At 56.6% G+C, this 21,851-nt stretch carries 19 protein-coding genes and 1 tRNA gene; 11 read left to right on the forward strand and 9 right to left on the reverse strand.

Features of this window, described 5'->3' with window-relative positions; translation table 11 throughout:
- Nucleotides 1-112: 112 nt before the first annotated feature.
- From ACZ495_RS12565 to ACZ495_RS12575, 3 genes are all read left to right on the forward strand, one after another.
- Entirely contained in the window at nucleotides 113-1,888 is a 1,776-nt protein-coding gene (locus ACZ495_RS12565) for a cobyrinate/hydrogenobyrinate a,c-diamide synthase (protein WP_394027811.1), read from the forward strand.
- Nucleotides 1,881-3,116, forward strand: coding sequence for a glycosyltransferase (locus tag ACZ495_RS12570; protein ID WP_394026947.1), 1,236 nt, complete (start codon nucleotides 1,881-1,883; stop codon nucleotides 3,114-3,116). Before ACZ495_RS12565 ends, ACZ495_RS12570 begins: the two co-directional genes overlap by 8 nt.
- Before the next feature lie 460 nt (nucleotides 3,117-3,576).
- Nucleotides 3,577-4,908 (forward strand): sensor domain-containing diguanylate cyclase, encoded by a 1,332-nt coding sequence (locus ACZ495_RS12575; protein ID WP_041724419.1) that lies wholly within the window; start codon nucleotides 3,577-3,579, stop codon nucleotides 4,906-4,908.
- A gap of 775 nt (nucleotides 4,909-5,683) precedes the next feature.
- Here ACZ495_RS12575 and ACZ495_RS12580 read toward each other — a convergent pair.
- The 8 genes from ACZ495_RS12580 to ACZ495_RS12615 all read right to left on the reverse strand — a co-directional run bounded on the left by ACZ495_RS12580 (nucleotide 5,684) and on the right by ACZ495_RS12615 (nucleotide 13,232).
- The gene (locus ACZ495_RS12580; protein ID WP_296985200.1) at nucleotides 5,684-6,262 is read right to left on the reverse strand and encodes a nitroreductase family protein; all 579 of its coding nucleotides are present in this window, start codon (nucleotides 6,260-6,262) and stop codon (nucleotides 5,684-5,686) included.
- Nucleotides 6,263-6,440: 178 nt separating this feature from the next.
- Nucleotides 6,441-7,217, reverse strand: coding sequence for an adenosylcobinamide-GDP ribazoletransferase (locus ACZ495_RS12585; RefSeq protein ID WP_072311716.1), 777 nt, complete (start codon nucleotides 7,215-7,217; stop codon nucleotides 6,441-6,443).
- 31 nt (nucleotides 7,218-7,248) lie between these two features.
- Nucleotides 7,249-7,890 carry a redox-sensing transcriptional repressor Rex gene (locus tag ACZ495_RS12590; RefSeq protein WP_015939258.1) on the reverse strand — a complete coding sequence of 214 codons (642 nt, stop codon included), beginning with the start codon at nucleotides 7,888-7,890 and terminating at the stop codon, nucleotides 7,249-7,251.
- A 1,317-nt stretch (nucleotides 7,891-9,207) separates the two neighbouring features.
- Complete coding sequence (gene atpE, locus ACZ495_RS12595) at nucleotides 9,208-9,531, reverse strand: ATP synthase F0 subunit C (RefSeq protein ID WP_015939256.1); 324 nt, start codon at nucleotides 9,529-9,531, stop codon at nucleotides 9,208-9,210.
- 135 nt (nucleotides 9,532-9,666) lie between these two features.
- A complete protein-coding gene (gene atpB / locus ACZ495_RS12600) occupies nucleotides 9,667-10,371 on the reverse strand; it encodes a F0F1 ATP synthase subunit A (RefSeq protein WP_015939255.1) in 705 nt (234 codons plus the stop codon).
- Nucleotides 10,372-10,661: 290 nt separating this feature from the next.
- Nucleotides 10,662-11,081 (reverse strand): hypothetical protein, encoded by a 420-nt coding sequence (locus ACZ495_RS12605; protein ID WP_464262368.1) that lies wholly within the window; start codon nucleotides 11,079-11,081, stop codon nucleotides 10,662-10,664.
- A complete protein-coding gene (locus ACZ495_RS12610; RefSeq protein WP_015939253.1) occupies nucleotides 11,065-11,421 on the reverse strand; it encodes an AtpZ/AtpI family protein in 357 nt (118 codons plus the stop codon). Before ACZ495_RS12610 ends, ACZ495_RS12605 begins: the two co-directional genes overlap by 17 nt.
- A gap of 158 nt (nucleotides 11,422-11,579) precedes the next feature.
- Nucleotides 11,580-13,232: a class I SAM-dependent RNA methyltransferase gene (locus tag ACZ495_RS12615; RefSeq protein WP_464262369.1), complete on the reverse strand. Its 1,653-nt coding sequence runs from the start codon at nucleotides 13,230-13,232 to the stop codon at nucleotides 11,580-11,582.
- Between the two features lie 267 nt (nucleotides 13,233-13,499).
- On the opposite strand from ACZ495_RS12615, the gene rplU reads away from it, so the two are divergent.
- The 4 genes from rplU to proB all read left to right on the forward strand — a co-directional run bounded on the left by rplU (nucleotide 13,500) and on the right by proB (nucleotide 16,789).
- Nucleotides 13,500-13,808 carry a 50S ribosomal protein L21 gene (gene rplU / locus ACZ495_RS12620; protein WP_015939251.1) on the forward strand — a complete coding sequence of 103 codons (309 nt, stop codon included), beginning with the start codon at nucleotides 13,500-13,502 and terminating at the stop codon, nucleotides 13,806-13,808.
- A 145-nt stretch (nucleotides 13,809-13,953) separates the two neighbouring features.
- The gene (gene rpmA, locus ACZ495_RS12625) at nucleotides 13,954-14,223 is read left to right on the forward strand and encodes a 50S ribosomal protein L27 (RefSeq protein ID WP_015939250.1); all 270 of its coding nucleotides are present in this window, start codon (nucleotides 13,954-13,956) and stop codon (nucleotides 14,221-14,223) included.
- A 137-nt stretch (nucleotides 14,224-14,360) separates the two neighbouring features.
- Entirely contained in the window at nucleotides 14,361-15,461 is a 1,101-nt protein-coding gene (gene obgE / locus ACZ495_RS12630) for a GTPase ObgE (RefSeq protein ID WP_296985213.1), read from the forward strand.
- A gap of 17 nt (nucleotides 15,462-15,478) precedes the next feature.
- On the forward strand, nucleotides 15,479-16,789 hold the full coding sequence (gene proB / locus ACZ495_RS12635) for a glutamate 5-kinase (protein WP_096152769.1): 1,311 nt from the start codon (nucleotides 15,479-15,481) through the stop codon (nucleotides 16,787-16,789).
- A 494-nt stretch (nucleotides 16,790-17,283) separates the two neighbouring features.
- Here the strand turns inward: proB and sfsA are convergent, their stop codons facing one another.
- On the reverse strand, nucleotides 17,284-18,090 hold the full coding sequence (gene sfsA, locus ACZ495_RS12640; RefSeq protein ID WP_015939247.1) for a DNA/RNA nuclease SfsA: 807 nt from the start codon (nucleotides 18,088-18,090) through the stop codon (nucleotides 17,284-17,286).
- Between the two features lie 280 nt (nucleotides 18,091-18,370).
- Here sfsA and ACZ495_RS12645 point away from each other — a divergent pair, with 280 nt between their 5' ends.
- From ACZ495_RS12645 to ACZ495_RS12660, 4 genes are all read left to right on the forward strand, one after another.
- Nucleotides 18,371-19,564: a pyridoxal phosphate-dependent aminotransferase gene (locus ACZ495_RS12645; RefSeq protein ID WP_464262370.1), complete on the forward strand. Its 1,194-nt coding sequence runs from the start codon at nucleotides 18,371-18,373 to the stop codon at nucleotides 19,562-19,564.
- 196 nt (nucleotides 19,565-19,760) lie between these two features.
- A tRNA-Ala gene (locus tag ACZ495_RS12650) sits at nucleotides 19,761-19,836 on the forward strand.
- A 250-nt stretch (nucleotides 19,837-20,086) separates the two neighbouring features.
- Nucleotides 20,087-20,953, forward strand: coding sequence for a hypothetical protein (locus tag ACZ495_RS12655; protein ID WP_464262371.1), 867 nt, complete (start codon nucleotides 20,087-20,089; stop codon nucleotides 20,951-20,953).
- Between the two features lie 34 nt (nucleotides 20,954-20,987).
- Nucleotides 20,988-21,551: a hypothetical protein gene (locus ACZ495_RS12660; protein ID WP_464262372.1), complete on the forward strand. Its 564-nt coding sequence runs from the start codon at nucleotides 20,988-20,990 to the stop codon at nucleotides 21,549-21,551.
- Nucleotides 21,552-21,851: the final 300 nt, after the last annotated feature.

The raw sequence follows: 21,851 nt of genomic DNA on the forward strand, positions 1-21,851 counted from the left end.
TGTCGTGTGGTTGGGCACCCGCATGAGCGCCTTGCAAACATTGCCGGTGCGCATTTTCAATCTTGAAATGGTCCAGCGCCCCCCGATCTCACCCGTCACCATGCGAAACGCCATGAGCCATACCTGCCATATTTCTGAAGGCCGCAACTCGCGGTCCGTCCCGGAGTCCATGCCCCGCCTTTGCGTTACAGCTCTTTCCGGCGGCGGCGGCAAGACGTTGCTTTCTTTGGGGCTTTGCCGCGCATTTGTCCGGTCCGGCCTTGTTGTGCAGCCTTTCAAGAAGGGGCCGGACTATATCGATGCCGCCTGGCTGCGCCTGGCCGCCGGGCGGCCCGCCGCCAATCTTGACCCGTATTTTCTTGAGGCGCCGCGCCTGCGCGCTCTTTTTGTCCACGCCATGCGAAGCGCGGCCGCCCAACGTGTGGAAGACATCGCGACAGGCGGGCAACCCGCTGCTGCGGGCAGGCGCCTGCTTGGCCTTGTGGAAGGTAACCGGGGTTTTTTTGACGGCATGGACGCACGTGGCTCGTGCTCTACAGCGGAGCTTTCCCGTGTGCTGGCATGCCCGGTGGTCATCAGCGTCGACTGTACCAAGATGACCCGCACAGCGGCGGCCCTGGTGCGCGGCATGCTGTATTTTGAGACGGGGATACGCTTTGCGGGCGTGGTGCTCAATCAGGTCGGCTCCAGCCGGCATGAGCGCATTCTCAGGCAGGCGCTGGAGGAGCATACGGATGTTCCCGTGCTTGGAGCCTTACCGCGGCTTGCGGAAAATCCGCTGCCTGAACGCCATATGGGCATTGCCTCCTGCGGTGACAGCCTTTCGCCCCAGGCACAGCAGGTGCTGGACAGGCTGGCGGATTTTGTGAGCGCGCATATGGACATGCCCCGCGTACTTGACGCCGCCGCAAGCGCCCCCCCGCTGGAAGCTGAAGCCTTCTGGCCGGAACCTGCCGATGCCGCGGGCAGTTGTTACGACCTTGCGTCCCCGGCCGGGGCAGAACCTGCCGGGCAGGCCGCCGCATGCACACCTGATGGCAGCGCTGTGGTCTCCCCCTGCGTCTTTTGCGTCCCTTCCGCCCTGGGCGCGCGGCCGCGTATAGGCTACGTGCGTGATGCCGCCCTGTGGTTTTATTATGAGGAGAATCTGGAGGCCCTGCGCCGGGCCGGGGCAGATCTTGTGCGGCTTTCGCTCCTGGATGCGGAGTATCGGCCTGCCGAGGCAGAGGGGGAGCCGGGGGCTTCTTCAGGCCCGGCCTGTCGCGCTCCCTGGCCGCAGGTGGATGCCCTGTACCTGGGCGGGGGCTTTCCTGAAGATCATGCAGAGGCTTTAAGTCGTTCGCCGCTGCTGGGGCAGATTGCGGCATGGGCGGAACTGGGTATGCCCATATATGCCGAGTGTGGCGGTTTTATGGTGCTTTCGCGCGGCATTGAGCGTCAGGAAACAGCGTGGCCCATGAGCGGCATCTTGCCGGTAACCGCTGTTTTTTGCCCGAAGCCGCAGGGGCTTGGCTATGTGCGGGGCCGTATTACGGCTCCCAATCCTTTTTTTGCACCCGGCACAGAACTGCGTGGACACGAATTTCATTATTCCCGTTGCCGGTGGGAAGTTTCGGACAGTTGGAGCCATAATTCCGGCCATGCGCACTGGGCCATGCAACTGGACAAGGGGCAGGGCATGGGACCTCCACCCGGTTCGCCGTTGCATCCGGAGCCGGGCAAGGATGGCGGCGTACACATACCGCTTCGGGTGGACGGCCTTGTTTTTCGTAATGTATGGGCTTCATATACCCATATTTTCGCCCCGGCCGCACCGGGCTGGGCAGAAAATTTCGTGAACGCGGCCCGCAGCTTTGCCGCACGGAACCGGAGAGAATGCCATGAATAACGCTAAAGTCTCCATCATTATTCCTGTCTGGAATCTCTGGGACATGACCGCCGCCTGTCTGCGCTCCCTGGCCATGCACACACGGGAGGAGAATGTGGAAATAGTGGTGGTGGACAACGGCTCTACCGATGCTACCACCACGAAACTGGAAGCTTTGGGCCGCGCCTTGTGGGGTGCGGCCTTTTGCCCGGTGCGGCTGACCGCCAATCTGGGATTTGCCGGAGGGTGCAACGCAGGGGCTGCCGCTGCCACAGGTGACCTGCTGTTTTTTCTTAATAATGACACAACCGTGACCCCGGGCTGGCTGCCGCCCCTGCGTGAGGCCCTTGGCCGGCAGTGCATGGGCGCCGTTGGACCGCTTTTGCTTTATCCCAACGGAACCATACAGCATTGCGGCATTTTTTTTACGCCCTTTCTGCAAGTGGGCCACCTGTATGAGGGTTTTCCCGGCGGGCACCCTGTGCCGCGTAACAAAAGGCCTCTTCAGGCCATAACAGGCGCGGCCATGCTGCTGCGCAAAGATGTTTTTTGGGAATGCGGCGGCTTTTTTGAAGGCTTTCGCAATGGCTTTGAAGATCTGGACCTCTGTTTTGAGCTGCGCGGCAAAGGGTATGCCCTGGCTGTGGAAGGGCGCAGCGTCATTGTACACCATACCAGCCAGACCCCGGGCCGTTTTGATCATGATAACGCCAATGGAATGCTGTTCTGCCAACGGCAGGCACGGCGGCTCAGGCCGGACCTGCACATCCTGGCTGCGCTTGACGGCTACGAGTTGCGGCTCGGCCCCAATCTCGGGCACTGGCTAGAACTGCCGGAAGCGGTGGAAGAAAAGCGCAACGCGGATTTTGACGCGCGATTCACCGCCAATGAAGAAGCCTGCCGGGCAGAACTGGAGCATGAACCTTTGTGGCGGGGCGGCTGGCACCGGTTAATGGATATGCTTGAGGCCCGTGGCGACATGACCGCTGCCCTGCTGAGTGCCACCCGTTGCGTCATGTTTTTGGGCGACGAGGTTTCGCGCGAAAAACTGCTGCATCTTACAGCGGCCGTGGAAGGGCCGGATTACGCGGCTTCGGTGCGGGCAGCCCTGACTGGCTCTGTGGGGGATGACCTGGCGGGAGCGGCCAAGGCGCGGGTACAGCGTACCCGCCGTGCGGCATACGACATGGGTGACACCCTGCTGGCCGAAGTTTTCAATCAATGGCTCTTGCGCTATGGGCGGGCATAGGCGCAGATGCTGTCGCAACGGCATCCGGAAAGTACAAAATTTGTTTTGCATCAGGGCAGACAGCAAGGCCAGAAACTGGCCCACTTTTCATGGCTGGGCTGCGGCCACAGCCGTTGGTTTTATTAATGCCGTTTTTTTATTTTCTTTTCCGGACCGACGTCCTGTCTGTGGTTCACAGAAAATTTTTCATCCATTTCAGCAAAGTATGCACCATTTGCATTGGCATAGCGGCCTTTGCACGGCACTTTCCAGTTTTAGGGAGACGTATTTTTTTGTTGTTGCGGGCGCAGCATTGGCCGAAAATTATTGGTAGGAGTTATTGACAGTATTGGCCTATTTTAATATGATAAAAGCTATATAAGTTTTTGCTATAAATATATTGGATGTATGGTATGACCGCTGAAAGTTATTGTACCACGTTTTTCCAAAGCCCGGTTCCAGACGGCGCACGGGGCTTCCGATGAAAGCTGTGGATGGGTGTTCTGCAGATTCTTTTCAGATGCCCCCGCGCGATGTATCCCTTGTCTGCGGGAATCGTCTGGATTTCTTGCAGGGCCTGCCGCAGGCTCTTGCGGTTATGCGGGTAGACCTGGATGTTATGGGCAGGCCGCGTGATTTGATGGTTGTTTATGGCAATGAAGCGCTTTTTACACTTTTTGGTGCTCCCCGTGAATGGATGACGGGCGTTTCGCTTGTTGACTCCTGTATGAAGCTGGACAGAAAATGGCTGGAAATTTTCCGGAAGACTGCCTATCAGGGGCAAGTGCAGGAAATGACCGGTTTCTGGCCTTCGTTGGGCAGACACCTCGCTGTAACCTGCCATCAGCCACAATACGGCTACTGTACCTGTCTTTTTCAGGATGTGACCGAGCGCGTACATAAAGAAAATGATCTGGTAAAAAGCCGTAACCGTCTTGAAGCCCTGCTGCACAGCACTGTTGATATGGTGTTTCAGATTGATCCGGTTACGGGGGGCATCAGCAATCTTGACCAGGAGCTGGCTGCCTGCGGCGGCCTGCTCAAAGCCAGAAGAGTTCCGGAAACCCTTCTGATGCAAGGGCTTCTGGCTCCCGGCCAGAACGATAAAATCAGCAGCTTGATCAACCTTGCCCTGCGCGCTGAAAATGACTGTACCTGCGAGGTGCGCGCACGGCTCAAGGCCGGTTCTCCCTATACCTGGCACAGTCTCACCGTTGTGGGCTACAGCGATCCGTGTTCTAAAGAAATCGGTATAATAGGCTTTCTTAAAGACGTGCATGCCAGCATCAAGGAAAGGGACGCCCTGGTGCGCCGGGCAGAAAAAGATCCTCTTTGCGGCATCTATAACAGGGCTGCCGGCGAAAACCTCGCTGCTTCCAGGCTGAGCGGAGCGGACGAAACCTGTCACAGCGCGGCCCTGCTTGTTTTTGATCTGGATAATTTCAAGGTAATTAACGACACGGCCGGGCATGCGGCGGGCGATGCGGTGCTGAAAGCTTTTGCCGTTCTGCTGGGCCAGTGCTTTCGTAAAGACGATATTGTTTTTCGGTTTGGCGGGGATGAGTTTGCCGTTTTTGTGCAGAACATGCCGCAGGAAAGGATCATCCGTGTCAGTAAAAATATCGTGGCAAGGCTGGAAGAACCGCTTGTTGACGATGTGCGCGTGGGTGCGTGTATTGGGGTTGCCTACAGCCGGTCGGGCCGCCACAGCTATGAAGAACTTTATAAAATGGCCGATAAGGCTTTGTACAATGCCAAAGAAGGCGGCAAGGGACAAACCGCGATTCTTTGTCTGCATGGCAGCGGGGCCTGACGGGCTGTTGTGAGCTGGCCTGATGCGCCGGGTAGATTCCGGCGGCACAAAGGCGTACTGTTTTAAGGCGCTTTGCTGCGCATCAAGGATTTGTGCGTCGTGGGTGTGTTCGTGAGAAAGAGTGTCGTTGAGCGCCACTGTGCTGCATTTCGTGGCATGCAGCGCCGGCAGCCGCGGCCATAACCGCATTGCGGTCAATTATCGCGGAATGCAGGACGTACAAAAAAGAGGGCTGTCAGTAGTGGGGCAGCCCTCACTTTTTTCCGAAAACTCGCGCCTGCAACGTGCACATTCGCAAAAATACAGTATTCCCTAAAATACGCCGGGATGATTCGCCTGAATTTCGTTCTGCCCTCCGGGCAGATCCGGACGCCACAGGCAGACGCCCGCCCCAAAGCCTCATGTGTGCGGGTTCGCACGGGCAAGTGGGGCGGGCTTTTTTACATTGGGGGAATCTGTATCCTCAAAATTCAATGTGCTGAAGGGGCTGGCCGCGAAAGTGCCTATCAGCCCTGCGTGGATTTTTGTAAAAGTCCGCATCACGTAACTGCCAAAGCGTCCCGGCGTGCCGGTGTCGACCACTACAGCGGAAGAAGCTGTGACTTAAGACCGCAGAGCTGGTTGCGCGCCGTTACGCAAGGGCTTGAACGTGCAACGCACCAGAGCAACTACCGCTTCAAATAATTGCTTAACGGTCGGCAACGCCGCCCTGCAATCATTTGGCTACAAGGATCTGGAGACAAATCCTTGTAGCGTATTTCAAGTGTTAAATGTTCTACAAGCGCCCGATGATCAGGTCGTCAAGGGTTCTTTTGGGGACATGATGAACCCCCTGGGCATCACGCCAATAGGCGGTATTGCCGTCTGAGGGCAGCGGAGCCACTACGCGCGTTTCTTTGGCTGCGCCCAGGCCGAGCACCAGTGCGGGCTTGAGGTCTGCCGGGGCCTGCAAGAGCGAGGGTACGGCCTGATGATCAAAAGATTTGATGATGCAGCAGCCCCAGTCGCGGCTGGTGGCTGCCAGCTGAATGGTCTGTGCGGCAATGCCCACGTCGTAGAACGTCAGCTCCGTGCCGCCCTGCGGCATAAAAATGGTGATAAAGCCTGTGGGCTGTTCGCCGGGATGCGGCCCGCCCCAGTCTTTGAGCGCGCCTGCCCAGCGGGTAAGAGCAAAGAGCTTTTTGCAGGTATCACCCTGGGTGACAAGGCTGAATCGCAGGTCTTGGGCATTTCTGGCCGAAGGCGCCAGTCTCGCGCAATCCACAAGCCATTCCAGATCGGCAACGGTCAGCGGCCGGTTTTCTGCAAAACGGCGGCAAGTACGCGCTTTTTCAGCTAATTTTCTGAAATCCATGCATTCCTCCTTGCTTGCCCTGGCAAATGCGCAGGCGCGTCCAGAATATTCTGTTTTTGAGAAGAGATGTTCCCAAACTTTTCAGGCCGTCCATTCCGGCGCTCGCTGGCGCAGACGCGGTACCTTCGTGACGGAAAATACGTTGGTAGCCGTCAGGGCTGTTTACGGCACGAGTTTTCTAGACTGTTGCCAGCAGAAACCACAACTGGCCCCATTGTATGGCTGCGCCCAGGAAATCGCCGTTAACGCCGCCCCGGTCACGGGCCAGAGCCGCCATGCGGCGGATGAGAACATACTGCCCGCAGACCGTCAACGGTGCTTGCCACAAGGTTATCTGTCCCGTAAAAAATAGCAGGCATAACAGCAGCAGCGCGCCCAGTGCGTAGCCTCGCGCCAGTGCGGGGCTGGCTCCGGCGCAGGTCAGACCGCCCAGTGACTGCGGTTCGCGCGGCTCGGCAGATGCGGCCAGCCAGAGCGCGCAGGCCCGGCCCCAGGCAGGGGCTGTCACAAGGCAGAGCCATTGTCCGGCATGTATATGCCAGCACAGTGCCAGCCACATGCCGCCAAAAGCCAGCAAAAGGTGCAGGGCACCAAACGCGCCCAGGCGGCTGTCGCGCAGGATGCTCCAAAAGCGTTCGCCCGGCGCGCCGCTGCCGCAGGCATCGCCAAGGTCAGCAAGCCCGTCCCAGTGCAGGCCCCGTGTGGCCCATACCTCGAGGCCCATCCACAGCCAGGCCGCAAGGGCGGCGCACAGCACAAGGTTGGCCTCAGGGGTCTGGCGCAGCAGAAAATATACAGAAACGCAGGGCAGGGTCAGCGTGAGGCCAATACACAGTCCGGCCAGACCGTAAAAAGGCAGGCAGCGGCCAAGGTCGTGCCCGGTGCAGTCACGACGGGGAGGCACAAGGCGGGTTAAAAAGGCCAGGGCGTCATAACAACGGCCTGGCCAGGACAAGCGGCATTTTTGCGGGTGCAAGGCCAAAACCCTAGCGGGTCATGGGGTGGTTGAAGGCCAGAGCATAAAGGTGGTGGAAAAAGTCAACGTATTCCACATTGATACGCTCAGGAACCTTGATGCGCGCGGGCGCGAAGTTCAGTATGGAGGTAATGCCCGCGTCCATAAGGTGCTGGGCAGCCCGCTGCGCCCTTTCAGGCGGGGTGGTGATGATGCCGATTTCAATATTCAGGTCAGACACCATATCCTTGAGATCGCGGGTGCAATGCACTTCAAGGCCGTGGACAATTTCACCGATCTTGAAGGGGTCGCAGTCAAATATGGCCACGATATTGAAGCCGCGAGCGCGGAATTCACCATGGTTAAGGATGGCCTTGCCGAGGTTGCCGACACCGATCAGGGCCATACGCCATTCGCGGTCAACACCAAGAGAAGAGGTGATGGCGGCAATCAGGGATTTTACATGGTAGCCCACCCCGCGAATGCCGAACTCGCCAAAGTAGGCAAGGTCTTTGCGCACCTGCGAACCGTTGACCCCGCAGGCCTCGGCCAGGGGGTTGGAGGAAATGACCTCCACATTGTCGCGGGAGAAGTTCTCCAGCACCTGTACGTACGTGGCGAGGCGCTGGATGGTGGCGCGGGGAATGTGTTTGCTTTTGGGTTGGTTAGCCATAGAAGTACCTTTTGAAAGCCGCGAGCTTGTCAACGGGAAGATGTCGTCTCGTGAAATAAAGTGTCTATCAAAAACCAGCAAATGTGCAAGCCGGGCTGCTTTTGTCAATGGTTACTGCCAAGAGCATATAAAATATACGTAATTCTATGATCTGGCAATGTCACGCTCAACTTAGCGCTATTGGGTTGCATGCACAACCATTGACGATGGTTGCCCCCCAATGTGATAGTAACAAGATAGCCAACATGCCACATGGATTTGTTTTTGTGTTTTTTGTTGTTATAAAAGCATGTTACAGCTTATTCCTTTTTGGTTGTGGGCGTTCGCCGCAGGTTGGGGCAGCCAGTACGCGCTCATGTTACAAAAAGAATTTTTCGTGATCAAAAGGCTACTATAAAAGGGTACAAAGGTTAAGCCCCAAGCTTCAGAATATGTTCTGTGCAACAAAAAAGGTCAATATTCTAAAAATATGCCACTTTTTGCGCGAGTTGGGCATATGGCATCCATCTGTCCGTGCTTCTATCTGCACAGGTTCGCCTGTTTCGTCATTTTTTTCGCAATGCCGGTTCAGGTAGGGCAGGTTGCCGCAGTGCAGGTTTACTGTCGCGGTAAATATTTTTGTAAAAATGCCTCGCATGAAAATTCTGCTGTTTTTCCGCTGGTTGCGGCCGTGCCTGTGGGCATTGGCCCTGCCTCGTGACGGGGAATTTGCGGAGTTGCCGGTTAATCGTTCCAGTATGCTTTTTGGAGCTGTGCAACGGTGAAGATACGTTTGCTACGATACGTAACCTCGAAAATAGGTTGCGCTGCGCCTTCACGGTTGGCGACTGATCACGTAAGCGCCACGGCAATGTAACCTTGGATTGCTCTGGCTGAAGGGGCGTGTCGGATATTCAGCCACCTGCAGGATGAGGGGCGTCCAACGGTATGGGCTCCTGTTCGGGGCGTCATCGGACGGGCGCTACCCGGTTTTTCCGGCAAGGCCTTGCCTGCCTCCGGCGCGTGTTGCGCGAGAGTCGGGTGTCTTTTGGGTGCACAGGCTCCCAGTTTTATTTTGTGGGATAGAGCCGCAGCGTAGATAGGTGGCATGTTGCGGCAGTGGAGAGGAGACACAAAGGCTGCGCGTTGTTTGGTTTTTTGTCGCGAACTCGCTGTGAGAGTAGGGACTTTGCGCCCGCGAGCTTCGTTTATGCCTGGCATTTGTGCGCTATGTAGTGGCACTGAAGGTAGAAATTGAAGGCAGTTGTAGCGAGGAAAAAAGCGGAAATAAAAAAGGAGGCCGAAGCCTCCTTTTTTTGTGTCAAAACCTGTCCGGCCTTACGCGTAGGGGTTGGCGTACAGCAGAATGAAGCTGATAACCAGGGCGTAAATGGCCAGGGATTCGATAAAGGCAAAGGCCAAAATCATGGTACCGGTGATCTTGCCGCTCACGTCGGGGTTGCGGGCAACGCCTTCGCAGGCGCCCTTCAGGCCAAGGCCCATGCCGATACCGCAACCGAAGGCGGCAATGCCGATGCCAAGGGCGGCGGCCAGGCAGGTGTAGCCAAGGGCCGAGGCGTCAAGCTGGTTGGCAGCAAAAGCCATGGTGGCCATACCCAGAAGAGCCACGGTATTCAGGGCGATCATCAGAAGTTTACGCATGAGACACTCCTTGCACTGTTGTATTGTTGGGTCATTACGACCATTCCCCACTATAGCGTGCCTGTTTTACGTCCGGCAGGAGACGCCGCCGGGTTGCCGCCGGCGGGAAGGGCGGCAGGGCCGCCCGTGGCAAGGCTAGTGTTCGGGAGCCTCAAGAGCGCCCTTGATGTAGAACATGGTCAGCATGAAGAACACGAAAGCCTGCATGGTCTTGCCCAGAAGGAAAAGCGCGTAGATGGGCAGCGTTCCCAGGATGGGCGCCATGATGAAAAACAGCACCATAACGATTTCTTCACCCCGGATGTTGCCGAAAAGACGGAGTGAAAGCGAAACCGGGCGGGAAAGGTGCGACACCACCTCAAGCGGGAACATCAGCGGGATAAGGAACTTGGAAGGCCCGGTGAAATGGTGGATATAATGCGTTTTCCAGCGGATAAGACCCACCGCATTGTAAAACACCAGCACAAAGAGAGCCATACAGACCGTGGTGTTGAGGTTGGCGGTAGGCGCGTCGAAGCCGGGCACAAGGCCCATGAGGTTCATGCCGAAAATGTAAATGAAAATGCCCGCCAGCAGGGGAACGAACTTGCGCCCGTTCTCACCCATGGTGGAAACGATAAAGTTTTCGATGGTGTCTACCATGGCCTCAAAAAAGTTCTGCAAGCCGCCTGGCACCAGCGTCAGGCGTCTTCGCAGGACCCAGGCCACAGCAAACAGAATGGCCATGCAGACCCAGGAGTAGAATACATGTTTGAATTCCACCACCTGTCCACCGATGGTGATTTCGTCCATGCCCATAAATGTGGAGAGCAATACCGGATGCGGCAAACCACCTGCCATGAGCCATGCCTCCTGGTCGATACGCGCCTAGGCGCTGCGTTGATGTAAAGCCCTAAGGCCATTCCCCAAAAATTTTCGTGCTGCCCGCGTCATGATCCGGCAGGCATCTACCTGCGCGTTGTCAGGGTACAGCCCTGCGCGCGGCTTCAGCCGGGCTGCCGGAACTGCATGCATCGTACCGCCGTTTTTTCACCGCGCACAGGCCTGATGGGGCGGCTGCGGCTGACGGTTGCGGTGTTATGCAATAAATCTGTACGGTTGCCGTTTTTTTGGTTCGGCTGCGACTTCTCCTATGGGCTGCGGCGTGCGGCTCGCCCGGCCAGAGCAAAGCTGACAAGGGCACAGAACCCGCCCGCCAGCATGCCGCCCACAAGGGCAAACACCGGAGCCTGATACACGATGAGGGATATATATAGGATGCCCCCCACCAAGACAAGCCTGCCAAGCCAACGAATTATCACAATGCGCAAAAAGGCTGTGCTGTAATCGCCCAGGCCCCGGCGCAGAAAAAATCGTGCCAGCCCCCAGAATGTCCAGGCCATGATGGCCAGGCCCACTCCAAACCAGAAAATCCAGGGCAGTACCGTGAAGGTCAGTACGCCAGCAAGCAGAACGGCGGCAGCAATTAGTATTTCATTGCGGACCATGACGCGCACTGCGGGATGGTCAAGGCCACGCCGCCAAAGCCAGGCGTCAAGGCTGTGTATCATGCTCTTTTTGCCGGTCACGGCCATCCGTTTTGCCCTGCTCCCCTGAAGGAGCGCTTGCGGCCTCGCTTTGCGGGGTCAGCCCTTTGCGCAGAGCGTCCTGCCTGGCCATTTTTTTCAGCAGCGCCTTGGTGTCGCGGTAAACATTCAGAAAGCCGGCGGCGATGCCGATAAGCAGAAAAATCAGTTTGCCCCAGGGACCTGTATGCAGCCAGTAGTCAATGCCATAGCCTATGGCAAATCCCACTGCCGGGCCGCTGACCAAGTGCAGGCCTATGACCCCGGTGTTGGCCATGGCTTCAAGGCCGCTTTGCTGTTGCTTGAGAAAATCCTTGAACGACATGCCCCCTCCCGCGCCAGGGCTGCCTGCGCAGGCAGCTGATTTGCATTTGCTCTCGCGCGTTACAGGGATGGACGTTATAAACCCCAACGCTGTGTAAATTATCACAGCCTTCGCGCCGCGTCAATGACTTTACGCGGAAATATGCATGGCGCATGGCCTTACAGGCTTTGCCACAGGGTCAGGCATTCCACATGCGGTGTATGCGGAAACAGGTCCACTGCGGCCATTTCCACCAGCCGGTAGGCCCCGCGAAGCCGGGCCGCGTCCCGGGCCAGCGTGGCCGGATTACATGACACATAAAGTATGGTGTGGGCATTGAGCCGCAGCAGTGCATTCAGGGCGCGGGGGGCAAGGCCCGCGCGCGGCGGGTCCACCAGCACGGCGTCCCATGTTTCCGTGGGGTGCCAGTAATTTTCGTGCGCGGGGGCAAGTCTGTCCAGCCGCTGGGCGGCGTCGCCGGCCACGTAGGAGCAATGGGTAAAGCCCATGGCGGCGGCGTTGGCCTGTGCCAGGGCAACAGCTTTTGCGTCCTGTTCCAGGCCGAGCAGGCGGCCGCAGCGGTCTGCCATGAGCAGGCCCGGAGCGCCCACGCCGCAGTAGAGATCGAGCAGCGCGGGAGATTCCTGGCTGACATGCCGCTTGAGCATGCCCAGTGCCGTGTCTGCCAGCACCTGCGCCGCAGCGGTATTGACCTGAAAAAACGATGCGGCATCCAGGGCGAAATGGCGCCCGCCAAGGGGCTGCCAAAAGCGGGCCGAGGCCGGATTGTGCGCGCCGGTCCTGTCCAGGCTGGCGATGCGCTTCTGCCCTTGGGCCAGGGCGTCTTCACTGGCGCGTTCTTCGTGAATGAATCCGGCCAGCACGGGAAAGGACTGGAGCAGCTTCTGGCCCACAGTTCGTACTTTTTCCTGCTCTTCATGGCTGCCCGGGCTGGTGATGCAAAGTGCCCACCAGCCGGGAGTGCGCAGGTCGGCGGAAAGCCCGCGCCGCAAAACGAGGAAACGCCAGAAGCCGTTGTTCTGCACTGCTTCTGCGGCCATAGCTGCTGCTGCGATGCTGTTTGCGGGTGCACGGCGGGCCGGGCGTGAGCCGCGCCTGCCTTTGCCGTCCGGCTTGCCGTGGTGCGCAGTGTCTTCCTGGGGCGCTTGCCTGTAGCGGGCCTGATCGCGTGGGGTATGCGCCGGCAGTCCGCTTTGTGCCGCCAGATCAGCCGCCATGCGGACAATGTCACGGGCTGCGGCGGGCAGCAGGGCGCATTGAGGCACAGAAACCACGCCGCGCCCGTTCCGGCGGCGCAGGCCGAGTATCAGGGGGTCGCCCTCCGTGCCGCTGCCGGCAAAGGCCAGTTCCATCTTGTTGCGGTACTGTTCAAGCGCGGGAGAAGGCAGGACACTGGTAAACAGGCTCTCCACAAGCCCGGCGTCCAGGCCGCCGATGCGGCTCATGGCATCAAGGGCGATGCGGCGCTTCCACTGCAACTGCATATCGTACGGCATGGTCTGCAGCGGGCATCCGCCACAGTCGCCGTGGTGGGTACAGGCGGGCGGTGCAGAGCGCGGGGCATCCTGCAGGACTTCCAGCATTTCGGCTTCACAGAAGCTGGATTTGCGGCGGGTGATGCGCGCACGCACGGTCTGCCCGGGCAGGCCGCCGGTCACAAAAACAACAGTGCCACGGTTGCGGGTGCGCCCGGAGGCCCGACCGCCCGCCGGAGCGGAGCCGGATATGGAAATCGCGTCGCCGTGGGCGCGGGCCAGGCCGCGACCGTCATGGGTCAGGCTTTCTATCTGAAGGGTAATGGTATCGTTCATCGCCGCAAAACATAGCAGCGCAAGGGCAGTATGCCAAGGAAAACTCGCAGGAAAAACTATGGGTTTGGCTGTATATGCTGCAAGAACGCGCTTGTGGGACGATTTTTCGCTTGTGCCGCGACTGCCCTTGAGGTACAAGCGCCGTGCGGCTGCATGCCGCCGCCCCGGGGCGGCGGCGGCGCGTCCTTGCCGAAAAAATGCGGAAGGCGCTTGACATTTGCCGTGCAATAGGGCAAATATGCCTTTCTCTTTTTGGAGGTTGATATCATGTACGCGATTATCGAAACCGGCGGAAAACAGTACCGCGTTGAAGAAGGTTCCAAGATCGTTGTGGAAAAGCTCGCGGCGCAGGCCGGAAGCGAAATTTCCCTGGACAAGGTGCTGATGGTCGGCGGCGCTGAATGCAAAGTCGGCGCTCCCTATCTTGCCGGGGCCGCCGTTACGGCGGAAGTGGTGGATCACGGGCGCGGCCCGAAGATCAAGGTGTTCAAGCGCTGGCGCCGCAATGACTCGCGCAAGATGCGCGGTCATCGTCAGGATTTCACCACCATTCGCGTCAAGAGCATCAACGGCTAGAACCTTTTATGAGGTTCTGGCGGGCGTGAGGGCGAACGCCCGATGTCCGGACATGCAGGTTCCTCAGGGAGCCAGTTTGTCTGGTTGAGCGAAAAATTTACTCGCCCAGCTGAGCTTCAGGGTTCAGCGCACCAGGGAGGCTATTATGGCTCAAAAGAAAGCAGGCGGCTCTTCGCGTAACGGCCGCGACAGTGTAGGCCAGAGGCGCGGCGTTAAACGTTTCGGCGGCCAGCGTGTTCTTGCCGGCAATATTCTGGTGCGCCAGTTGGGCACCACTGTGCACCCCGGCGTCAACGTGGGCATGGGCAGGGATTTTACCCTGTTTGCCAAGATTGATGGCGTGGTGCGCTTTGAAAAGTATATCCGCAAGCGTCGCGTGCTTACGCGCGTGCATGTGGAGGCGGCCGCCAGCTAGCGCGGCCGCGTGGGATTTTATTGATAAGGGAAGGGGCCGCAAGGCTTCTTCCCTTTCGGTGTTTGTGTGCCGTGACCCTGCCGGCCGCAACATGCCGCTGAAAAACAAGCCCGTAAGCATCGGGCAGAGGATATTGCATGAGATTTGTGGATGAAGCCAGAATTCAGGTGCGTGCCGGCAAAGGCGGGCACGGCTGCCTGTCCTTCCGGCGCGAAAAATTTGTACCCCGAGGCGGCCCGGACGGCGGCAACGGGGGGGATGGCGGTTCTGTGTACCTCAAGGCAGATAACCGGCTGCTCTCGCTGTACGACTTTCGCCTCAAGCGCCTGTACGAGGCACAGAACGGCCGCCCCGGCGAGGGCAGCCAGTGCGATGGCCGCAAGGGCGAAAATCTGGTTCTGAATCTGCCCGTGGGAACGCTGGTGTACGCGGAAGGTCCCGAAGGTGAAGTGCTGGTGGCCGACCTGAGCGAGCCGGATGCGGAAGTGCTGGTAGCCAGCGGCGGCCGCGGCGGCAAGGGGAATGAGCATTTCAAGTCTTCGACCATGCGCGCGCCGCGGTTTTCGCAACCCGGCGAACCCGGAGAGGAATTCAATCTGCGGCTTGAGCTGAAAATTCTGGCGGACGCCGGTCTGATAGGCTTGCCCAACGCCGGAAAATCCACATTCATTTCGCAGGTGTCGGCCGCGCGGCCCAAGATTGCCGCGTATCCCTTCACCACGCTTACCCCCAACCTGGGGGTGATGATTGATGAGGTCGACCCGGACAGGCGCATGGTCATTGCCGACATCCCGGGTCTGATCGAAGGGGCGCACGAAGGGCAGGGGCTTGGCCTGCGTTTTCTCAAGCATGTGGAGCGCACACGTTTTCTCGTGCACATTCTCAGCATCGAGGATGTGGGCGATGAAGACCCCTGGGCGGGCTTCAGCCTGGTCAATGAAGAGCTGCGCCGGTTTGACGCGGAGCTTGGCGAGCGCAGGCAGATCGAGGTGGTGAACAAAATCGACCTTGTAAGCCCTGAAAGGCTGGAAGCCCTGAAAGAGCGGGCCAGAGCCGACGGGCGCGAGGTTTACTTCATTTCTGCCCGCGATGACCTGGGTCTTGAGCCTCTGGTGCAGGAGCTTTGGCAGGTTTGCGAGAGCACCGCACGCAACGAGCCGATTGTGCGTCTGGAAGGCCTCACCGATGTGGAGGAAGAGGAATTTCCCGAAATTGAAGTCATCTATACCCGCGAATAGCGGGATGTGGAGCGGATATGAGCAGGCAGCGCCCTCATGGCACGGCGTCCGGAGCCGGACGGCCGGAGCAGTGCGGCACGTGTGGCTCTGAAGAAGAGCGGTCTGAAACCTGGCAGCAGGAGCGCGCGCGCGTTCTGGCTCAGGCGCGGGTAATTGTGGTCAAGGTGGGCAGCGCCGTGCTGACGGATGCCAGCGGGCTGAGCAGCCCTGTGCTGGCGGGGCTTGCCGCACAGCTTGCCGCTTTGCGCGACCTGCCCCTTGTCAGTGATCCGGCGGGGCAGCCCCAGCAGGGGGCGCGCCGTCTGGTGCTGGTTTCTTCGGGCGCGGTGGCGGCCGGGCGTGCCGCCCTGACAAGCCGGGGTCGCGTGGTGGAAACTGCGGGCCTGGCTGCGCGTCAGGCCGCGGCGGCTGTGGGGCAGGGCCAGCTTATGCAGGCCTGGGACAAGGTTTTTCTGGCCCACGGCATGCCTACGGCACAGGTGCTGCTGACGCGTGACGACCTTCGCGCGCGCCAACGCTTTCTCAATGCCCGTAATACCTTTGCCGAATTGCTGCACTGGGATGTATTGCCGATCGTCAATGAAAACGACACGGTATCCATCAGCGAACTGAAGTTTGGTGATAATGACTGTCTGGCGAGCCTGCTTATAAATCTGGTGGAAGCCGATCTTTTTATCAATCTGACCTCTTCGTCGGGTGTGCTCGCGGCTGATCCGCAAAAATATCCCGATGCGCCCGTTATGGACCATATCGACGATGTGGCAACGCTGGATCTGGGGCAGCTTTGCGGCGGCAAGACGCTGGTGGGCACAGGTGGCATGTATTCCAAGCTGCTGGCCGCGCGCCGTGCCGCGCAACTGGGCGTACCCACACTGATTCTGCCCGGCCGTGAGCCTTGGGTCATCAGCCGGGCCTTTGCCGCTGCCGGGGTATGCCCCGCGCCTGACGGGCATGAACCGTTCACGCGCGGAACCTGGGTGCGGTCCGGGCAACACGCAATCACGCGGCGCAAGTTCTGGCTGGCCTATCAGTCTGACCCTGCGGGCAGCGTGCATGTGGATGACGGTGCGGCCAAAGCCTTGCTGCACAAGGGCAGCAGTCTGCTGCCCGGCGGCGTGTGCGCGGTGGAAGGAACCTTTCAGCGGGGGGGCCTTGTGCGCGTACTGCACAAGGGTGAAAGCATCGGTGTGGGACTTTCCAACTACAGTGCGCCGGAGCTCAAGAAGATCATGGGGCTTAAGCGCCATGAGGTGGCGGCCATTCTTGGTGATGCCCATTACCCCGAAGTCATACACAGGGATAACCTGCTGGTGGATGCGGCGGTCTGATTCCGTGGGGCGTGTCCTCTGCTGCTGCGGGCGCGTCCGCATTTTGCATGATGCTCTGTCTTGACGCTGCGCAAAACGCCGTAAGGCGATTGGCCTTGCCGGGCGGGGGAAGCTGGAATGGACAGCAAAAATGCGTCGTAACCCTTTATTTCAGAAGAGCCGCAGGCAGCATCGGGGTATGGTAACGCTAGAGTATTTCGCACTTGAAGTGCCTATAAGGATTTGTCTCCAAATTTTTGTCCCCCAATGATTGAAGGGCGGCTTTGCCGACCGGAAGCAATCATTTGGAGGGGTAATTGCTCTAGCTGCTCTGGCGTGGATGGCTTTGAAATGTGAAGCATCTCAAGGTTGTCATTCTGCCAGAGATGCAGTTTTTGGCAGAATCTACGTGGCGATGCGGCGCGTTACACTCTTGTGCCGCGTTGGGGCATTTAGGTTTTTCAAATTATAATACTCTCAAAAGGTCCCCAGGGGACCTTTTTTATGGTCCGCGTTTAGCCGTTTTGCGGCGCAGGGCGCAGGGGAATGAGCGGGCCGAGGTCTATGCCCGCTACATCCACAAGAGCACGGTACGGGTATATTTCCACCCCGCAGGCTAGCGCGGCGTAAAAAAGGCGCGCGTATTCCGGGTCGATAAAGTCCGCCGGGGCAAAACAGCTGCCGTCCGGGCGCTGCACAAGGTACAGCATGGCGGCCCGTTCGCCCTGGGCCACAATGTCCATCAGCTCGCGCAGATGTTTTTGTCCGCGTTCGCTGGCCGCGTCAGGAAAGCAGGCGGCGTCGTCTTCCATCATGGTGACGTTTTTACATTCCACCCACAGGGGCGGCAGGCCGGGACCTGTGAGCAATCCGTCCAGGCGGCTTTGCCCGCGTCTGGCCTCGCGGACAAGGCTGGTGTAGCCTTGCGCAAAGGCAAGGCGTCCGGCATGAAAGGCGGCCTCAAGCATGCGGTTGGGCATATTGGTGTTTACACCTACCCAAAAGCCGGGTCTGGCGTATGGATCGGCGCCGGCAGGGGCATCAGGGGCGGCGGGCGTTGCCGTCTGGGGCAGCCATACGCACTCCTGCGTATATTTGAGCTTGCGGGCAGGATTGGCCGCCGGGGAAGCAAGAACGGGATTGCCCGGCCGGGTGAGGCCCAGCATGCTGCCGGAATTATTGCTGTGTACCCACAGCTCCCCGCCGTTGACGCGCAGTTCTACGCTGAAGCGCTTGCGCCGCTGCACAAAGCTGCCGATCACGCAGCCCTGCGGCATGGGCAGCAGGGGCTGGTGTGCCGTATGGGGAATCTGCTTGGGCATGTTTGCGGCGGCCGGGGCCTCGGTGTGGGCAGGGGCATCTTGCGCCGCCTGGTCTGTTTGTAGGCCGCAGGTTTTTTTTTGCTGTGCCTGACGGGTCTGTTGTGATTGCTGCGGGTGGTGCATCCGGCCGCAGTCCTGCGGCTGCGGGCTGCCGGATTTTATGGTCGCGGCGTCGTTCTGTTTGGTACGCATTTACACCCCGTGGCGAAGCTGATAAAATTAGCGGCTGTAATCTCGCCGCATGCGCCGCATTGCGTCCCCCTTCGTGAAGGAGCCTCTCATGCAGATTTCAGATCGTTTGAGCAGCATCAAACCCTCTCTGACCCTCAGTGTCAACAGTCGCGCCCTGGAACTCAAGGCCCAGGGCGTTGCCGTAACCAGTCTGGCCGTGGGCGAACCGGACTTTCCCACGCCGCCCCACGTCTGTGAGGCCGCCAAGGCCGCCATTGACGCAAATTTTTGCCGTTATACCGCCGTGCCCGGCATTCCGGATCTGCGCAAGGCCGCCGGAGCGTATTTTGACCGCGCCTATGGCGTGCCCGTGCCGCAGGAATCCATTGTTATCGGGGCCGGGGGCAAGCATTGCCTCTACAATTTTTTGCAGGCCACTGTTAATCCGGGTGATGAGGTGCTTATTCCCGCGCCATACTGGCTGAGCTACCCTGATATGGTCATGCTGGCGGGAGGGGTGCCGGTTACCGTGCACGCCGGGCCGGAGCAGGGCTTCAAGGTAACGCCCGGCATGCTGGATGCCGCGGCTACGGACAAAACACGTCTTCTTATCCTCAACTCGCCCAGCAACCCCACAGGGGCGGTGTACACCAACGCGGAGTTTACGGCCATTATGGACTGGGCTTTGGCACGCGGCATTTTTGTGCTGTCTGACGAAATTTATGACCAGCTTGTTTTTGCTCCGGCCAAAATGACCAGCGCTATCGGCTGGTTTGCGCGCTATCCCGAGCAGGTGGCCGTGCTCAACGGGCTTTCAAAAAGCTACGCCATGACAGGCTGGCGGGTGGGTTTTCTTGCCGCGCACCCCACGCTGATAAAAAAAATATCGTCCATGCAGGGACACAGCACCTCCAGCATCTGCTCCATAGCGCAAAAGGCGGCTCTGGCGGCCCTGACCGGCCCCACGGACTGCATCGACACCATGCGCGAGGCCTTTATGCGCCGTCGCGATCTGGGAATGAAGATCATAGGCTCCTGGCCTTGGGCCGTGTGCCCCAAGCCTGACGGGGCCTTTTATCTTTTTGTGGACGTGCGCAAGTGCTATGGCGGCACGGTGAACAACTCCACCGAGCTGTGCACCCACCTGCTGGACAAGGCGTATGTGGCCCTTGTGCCCGGCGCGGCCTTTGGCGACGACAATTGCATCCGCCTTTCCTATGCTGTGGCCAATGACGTTCTGGCGCACGCGCTGAAAAACGCCGGAGCAGAGATGGCCCGGCTGGCCGAAGAGGTGGGCAGATAGGACAGGTTTGCTGTTCCGTCAGGGCTTTCTGTGGATACTGGGGCTGGCCGGAAGGGTGCAGGTTCCCGAAGGCGTACAAAGCGGACTTGTATGACGCCCGGCAAACGGCTTGAGCCGCTGATTTGAAAGAATTATAATTTTTTTGCAAGAAGTTGTTGACAAACAGGCGTATTTTAGTCATTGTGCTTTTCGCCGTGGGGCTGTAGCTCAGTTGGGAGAGCGCTTGAATGGCATTCAAGAGGCCGTCAGTTCAATTCTGTCCAGCTCCACCAGATATCTTAAAAACCCCCGATCATCACTAGATGGTCGGGGGTTTTGTTATTTGACCACTTTAACTTTGAAATGGAAAATGACAACAGTAGCACTCGCAACAGCACTACTCTGGAATAAGTCGGGAAACTAACATTTTAATATTTCAGGGGAACTATCGTTAAGTGTCTAAAATAGCTTGGCTGGGATATTGACAGTTTATAGACCAATTGCTAGCGATCAGTATTAATTATTTTGTAATCCGAGGTTAACATGGTAGGCATAAGCTTCAAAGTTGCCGGTGGGTTGGCACCAGAAAATAAAATTTCGATGCACCTGCTAGGATGTCTATGTACGAACATTCAAAGTGCTTTAAACCGGGCTTTCCTCGAAGCAAAAAACTCTCATGTATATAAATATCAAAAATTATCAAAAGATGACTATGAAAAGACAACATTTTTATTTCAATCAACGCGAGAAGGTAGCTTTATTGCTGATTTTATAGAACACGGCAAATTTGCATTACAGATAGCAAAAACATTTCAAAGACTATTGGATCCAGCATATGAAATAATCAACAAAGGGTTTAAGCGAGATTACTATTCGAGCTTTGAACAAGTTCAGGACGTTACAAAAAAAATCGATCTTGGAGCTATTAAGCCAAAAACATTTGAAGAATTTAAACAAGATCCTCCCAGGGGATTTGCACCAAGCTATGCAGCAAGATCACTAACAAGGGACATCTCAACTGCATTAACGCCTTTAAAAAAATCTACTTACGCAGATGACTCTATAACATTGTCTATTACCACAGGCAATACGCGGGATTATTTTTTTAATAAAGAATTGGCTGGAAGCTTATATCACCTTTCAAATGATTTATATTACTTAAATCCTGTAATATATAACATGAAGCTATTCGAGATGAATGAAAAAACAAAGACCGCTATAGCCTACAATGTTGACAATAATAACTCTGAACAAAAAATTAGATTTGTAGATAAAGATTCATTCAATAATGCTCGAAATAAATTTAATGATGATGAGTTCATTTCTATAATAGGTATGCCTTGTGCTGAGTATGCAACATTAGATGTGAATAGAGGTGATATTTTATATGTGGATAGAGTCGGTAATTAAAATACTAAAAAATAGGCGACTTTTGATTATATCTGTGGACATGCTCATTGCATATTTTTGTGTAATTTTCGAATATGTTTTACAAATTGGAATAAAAGATTTTTTAGTAAATCCCCTTGATGAGGAGTTCATTTTACTTCCATTAAGAATACCTACTTTTTATGCTGTAATTATTATTGCACCAGTTTCTATTTGGGTTTCTAAATTCATATTTGACTTGCTGTGTCTTTTTTCAAGGCAATTTATTTTAGTAAAACTTGAGTCTATTCGAAATATAATCCGCAAAAATCATGTTGCACAACATTTGAAATTAAAGCGCTTTAGCCTTGCATATTCAGTAAAAACATTAAAAAATATAATCTATACATCTTCAGTGTTTTTATTTTCATTTGTTTATACTTCATTTTTAAGTTTTTTTCTTACTTGCGCATCAGACTTTTTAATTATCAAAATTATATCTGTAATATCCTTCATTGCTTTATACCTGATGGCTTTTATTGTTGTTATAAGGAATTATTTTACGGCTATTTCTGTTAGTGATGTTCTAAATTCAACAAAGACGGATGGATATCAAGCTCTCAGGGATATATTTCGCTAAAAGATCGCAAGCTATTTTAGACACTTAACGATAGTTCCCCTGAAATATTAAAATGTTAGTTTCCCAACTTATTCCAGAGTAGTGCTGTTGCGAGTGCTACTGTTGTCATTTTCCATTTCAAAGTTAAAGTGGTCAAATAACAAAACCCCCGACCATCTGTGTGATGATCGGGGGTTTTAAGAAATCTGGTGGAGCTGGACAGAATTGAACTGACGGCCTCTTGAATGCCATTCAAGCGCGCACGCGCCGTTAAAATTACGGTCAGGGGGCATGACCGGTACATCAAGTTTGAACGAGTAC

The organism is Desulfovibrio sp. GTC20076 (genome assembly GCF_055385905.1).

Bases quoted from the DNA above. Each gene is read 5' to 3' on its own strand.
- ACZ495_RS12645 (WP_464262370.1), top strand. From the start codon at position 18,371: ATGCAGATTTCAGATCGTTTGAGCAGCATCAAACCCTCTCTGACCCTC.
- ACZ495_RS12610 (WP_015939253.1), bottom strand. From the start codon at position 11,421: ATGTCGTTCAAGGATTTTCTCAAGCAACAGCAAAGCGGCCTTGAAGCC.
- obgE (WP_296985213.1), top strand. From the start codon at position 14,361: ATGAGATTTGTGGATGAAGCCAGAATTCAGGTGCGTGCCGGCAAAGGC.
- atpE (WP_015939256.1), bottom strand. From the start codon at position 9,531: ATGCGTAAACTTCTGATGATCGCCCTGAATACCGTGGCTCTTCTGGGT.
- atpB (WP_015939255.1), bottom strand. From the start codon at position 10,371: ATGGCAGGTGGTTTGCCGCATCCGGTATTGCTCTCCACATTTATGGGC.
- ACZ495_RS12655 (WP_464262371.1), top strand. From the start codon at position 20,087: ATGGTAGGCATAAGCTTCAAAGTTGCCGGTGGGTTGGCACCAGAAAAT.
- rpmA (WP_015939250.1), top strand. From the start codon at position 13,954: ATGGCTCAAAAGAAAGCAGGCGGCTCTTCGCGTAACGGCCGCGACAGT.
- proB (WP_096152769.1), top strand. From the start codon at position 15,479: ATGAGCAGGCAGCGCCCTCATGGCACGGCGTCCGGAGCCGGACGGCCG.
- rplU (WP_015939251.1), top strand. From the start codon at position 13,500: ATGTACGCGATTATCGAAACCGGCGGAAAACAGTACCGCGTTGAAGAA.
- ACZ495_RS12615 (WP_464262369.1), bottom strand. From the start codon at position 13,232: ATGAACGATACCATTACCCTTCAGATAGAAAGCCTGACCCATGACGGT.
- sfsA (WP_015939247.1), bottom strand. From the start codon at position 18,090: ATGCCCAAGCAGATTCCCCATACGGCACACCAGCCCCTGCTGCCCATG.
- ACZ495_RS12590 (WP_015939258.1), bottom strand. From the start codon at position 7,890: ATGGCTAACCAACCCAAAAGCAAACACATTCCCCGCGCCACCATCCAG.
- ACZ495_RS12580 (WP_296985200.1), bottom strand. From the start codon at position 6,262: ATGGATTTCAGAAAATTAGCTGAAAAAGCGCGTACTTGCCGCCGTTTT.
- ACZ495_RS12565 (WP_394027811.1), top strand. From the start codon at position 113: ATGAGCCATACCTGCCATATTTCTGAAGGCCGCAACTCGCGGTCCGTC.
- ACZ495_RS12570 (WP_394026947.1), top strand. From the start codon at position 1,881: ATGAATAACGCTAAAGTCTCCATCATTATTCCTGTCTGGAATCTCTGG.
- ACZ495_RS12575 (WP_041724419.1), top strand. From the start codon at position 3,577: ATGAAAGCTGTGGATGGGTGTTCTGCAGATTCTTTTCAGATGCCCCCG.
- ACZ495_RS12605 (WP_464262368.1), bottom strand. From the start codon at position 11,081: ATGATACACAGCCTTGACGCCTGGCTTTGGCGGCGTGGCCTTGACCAT.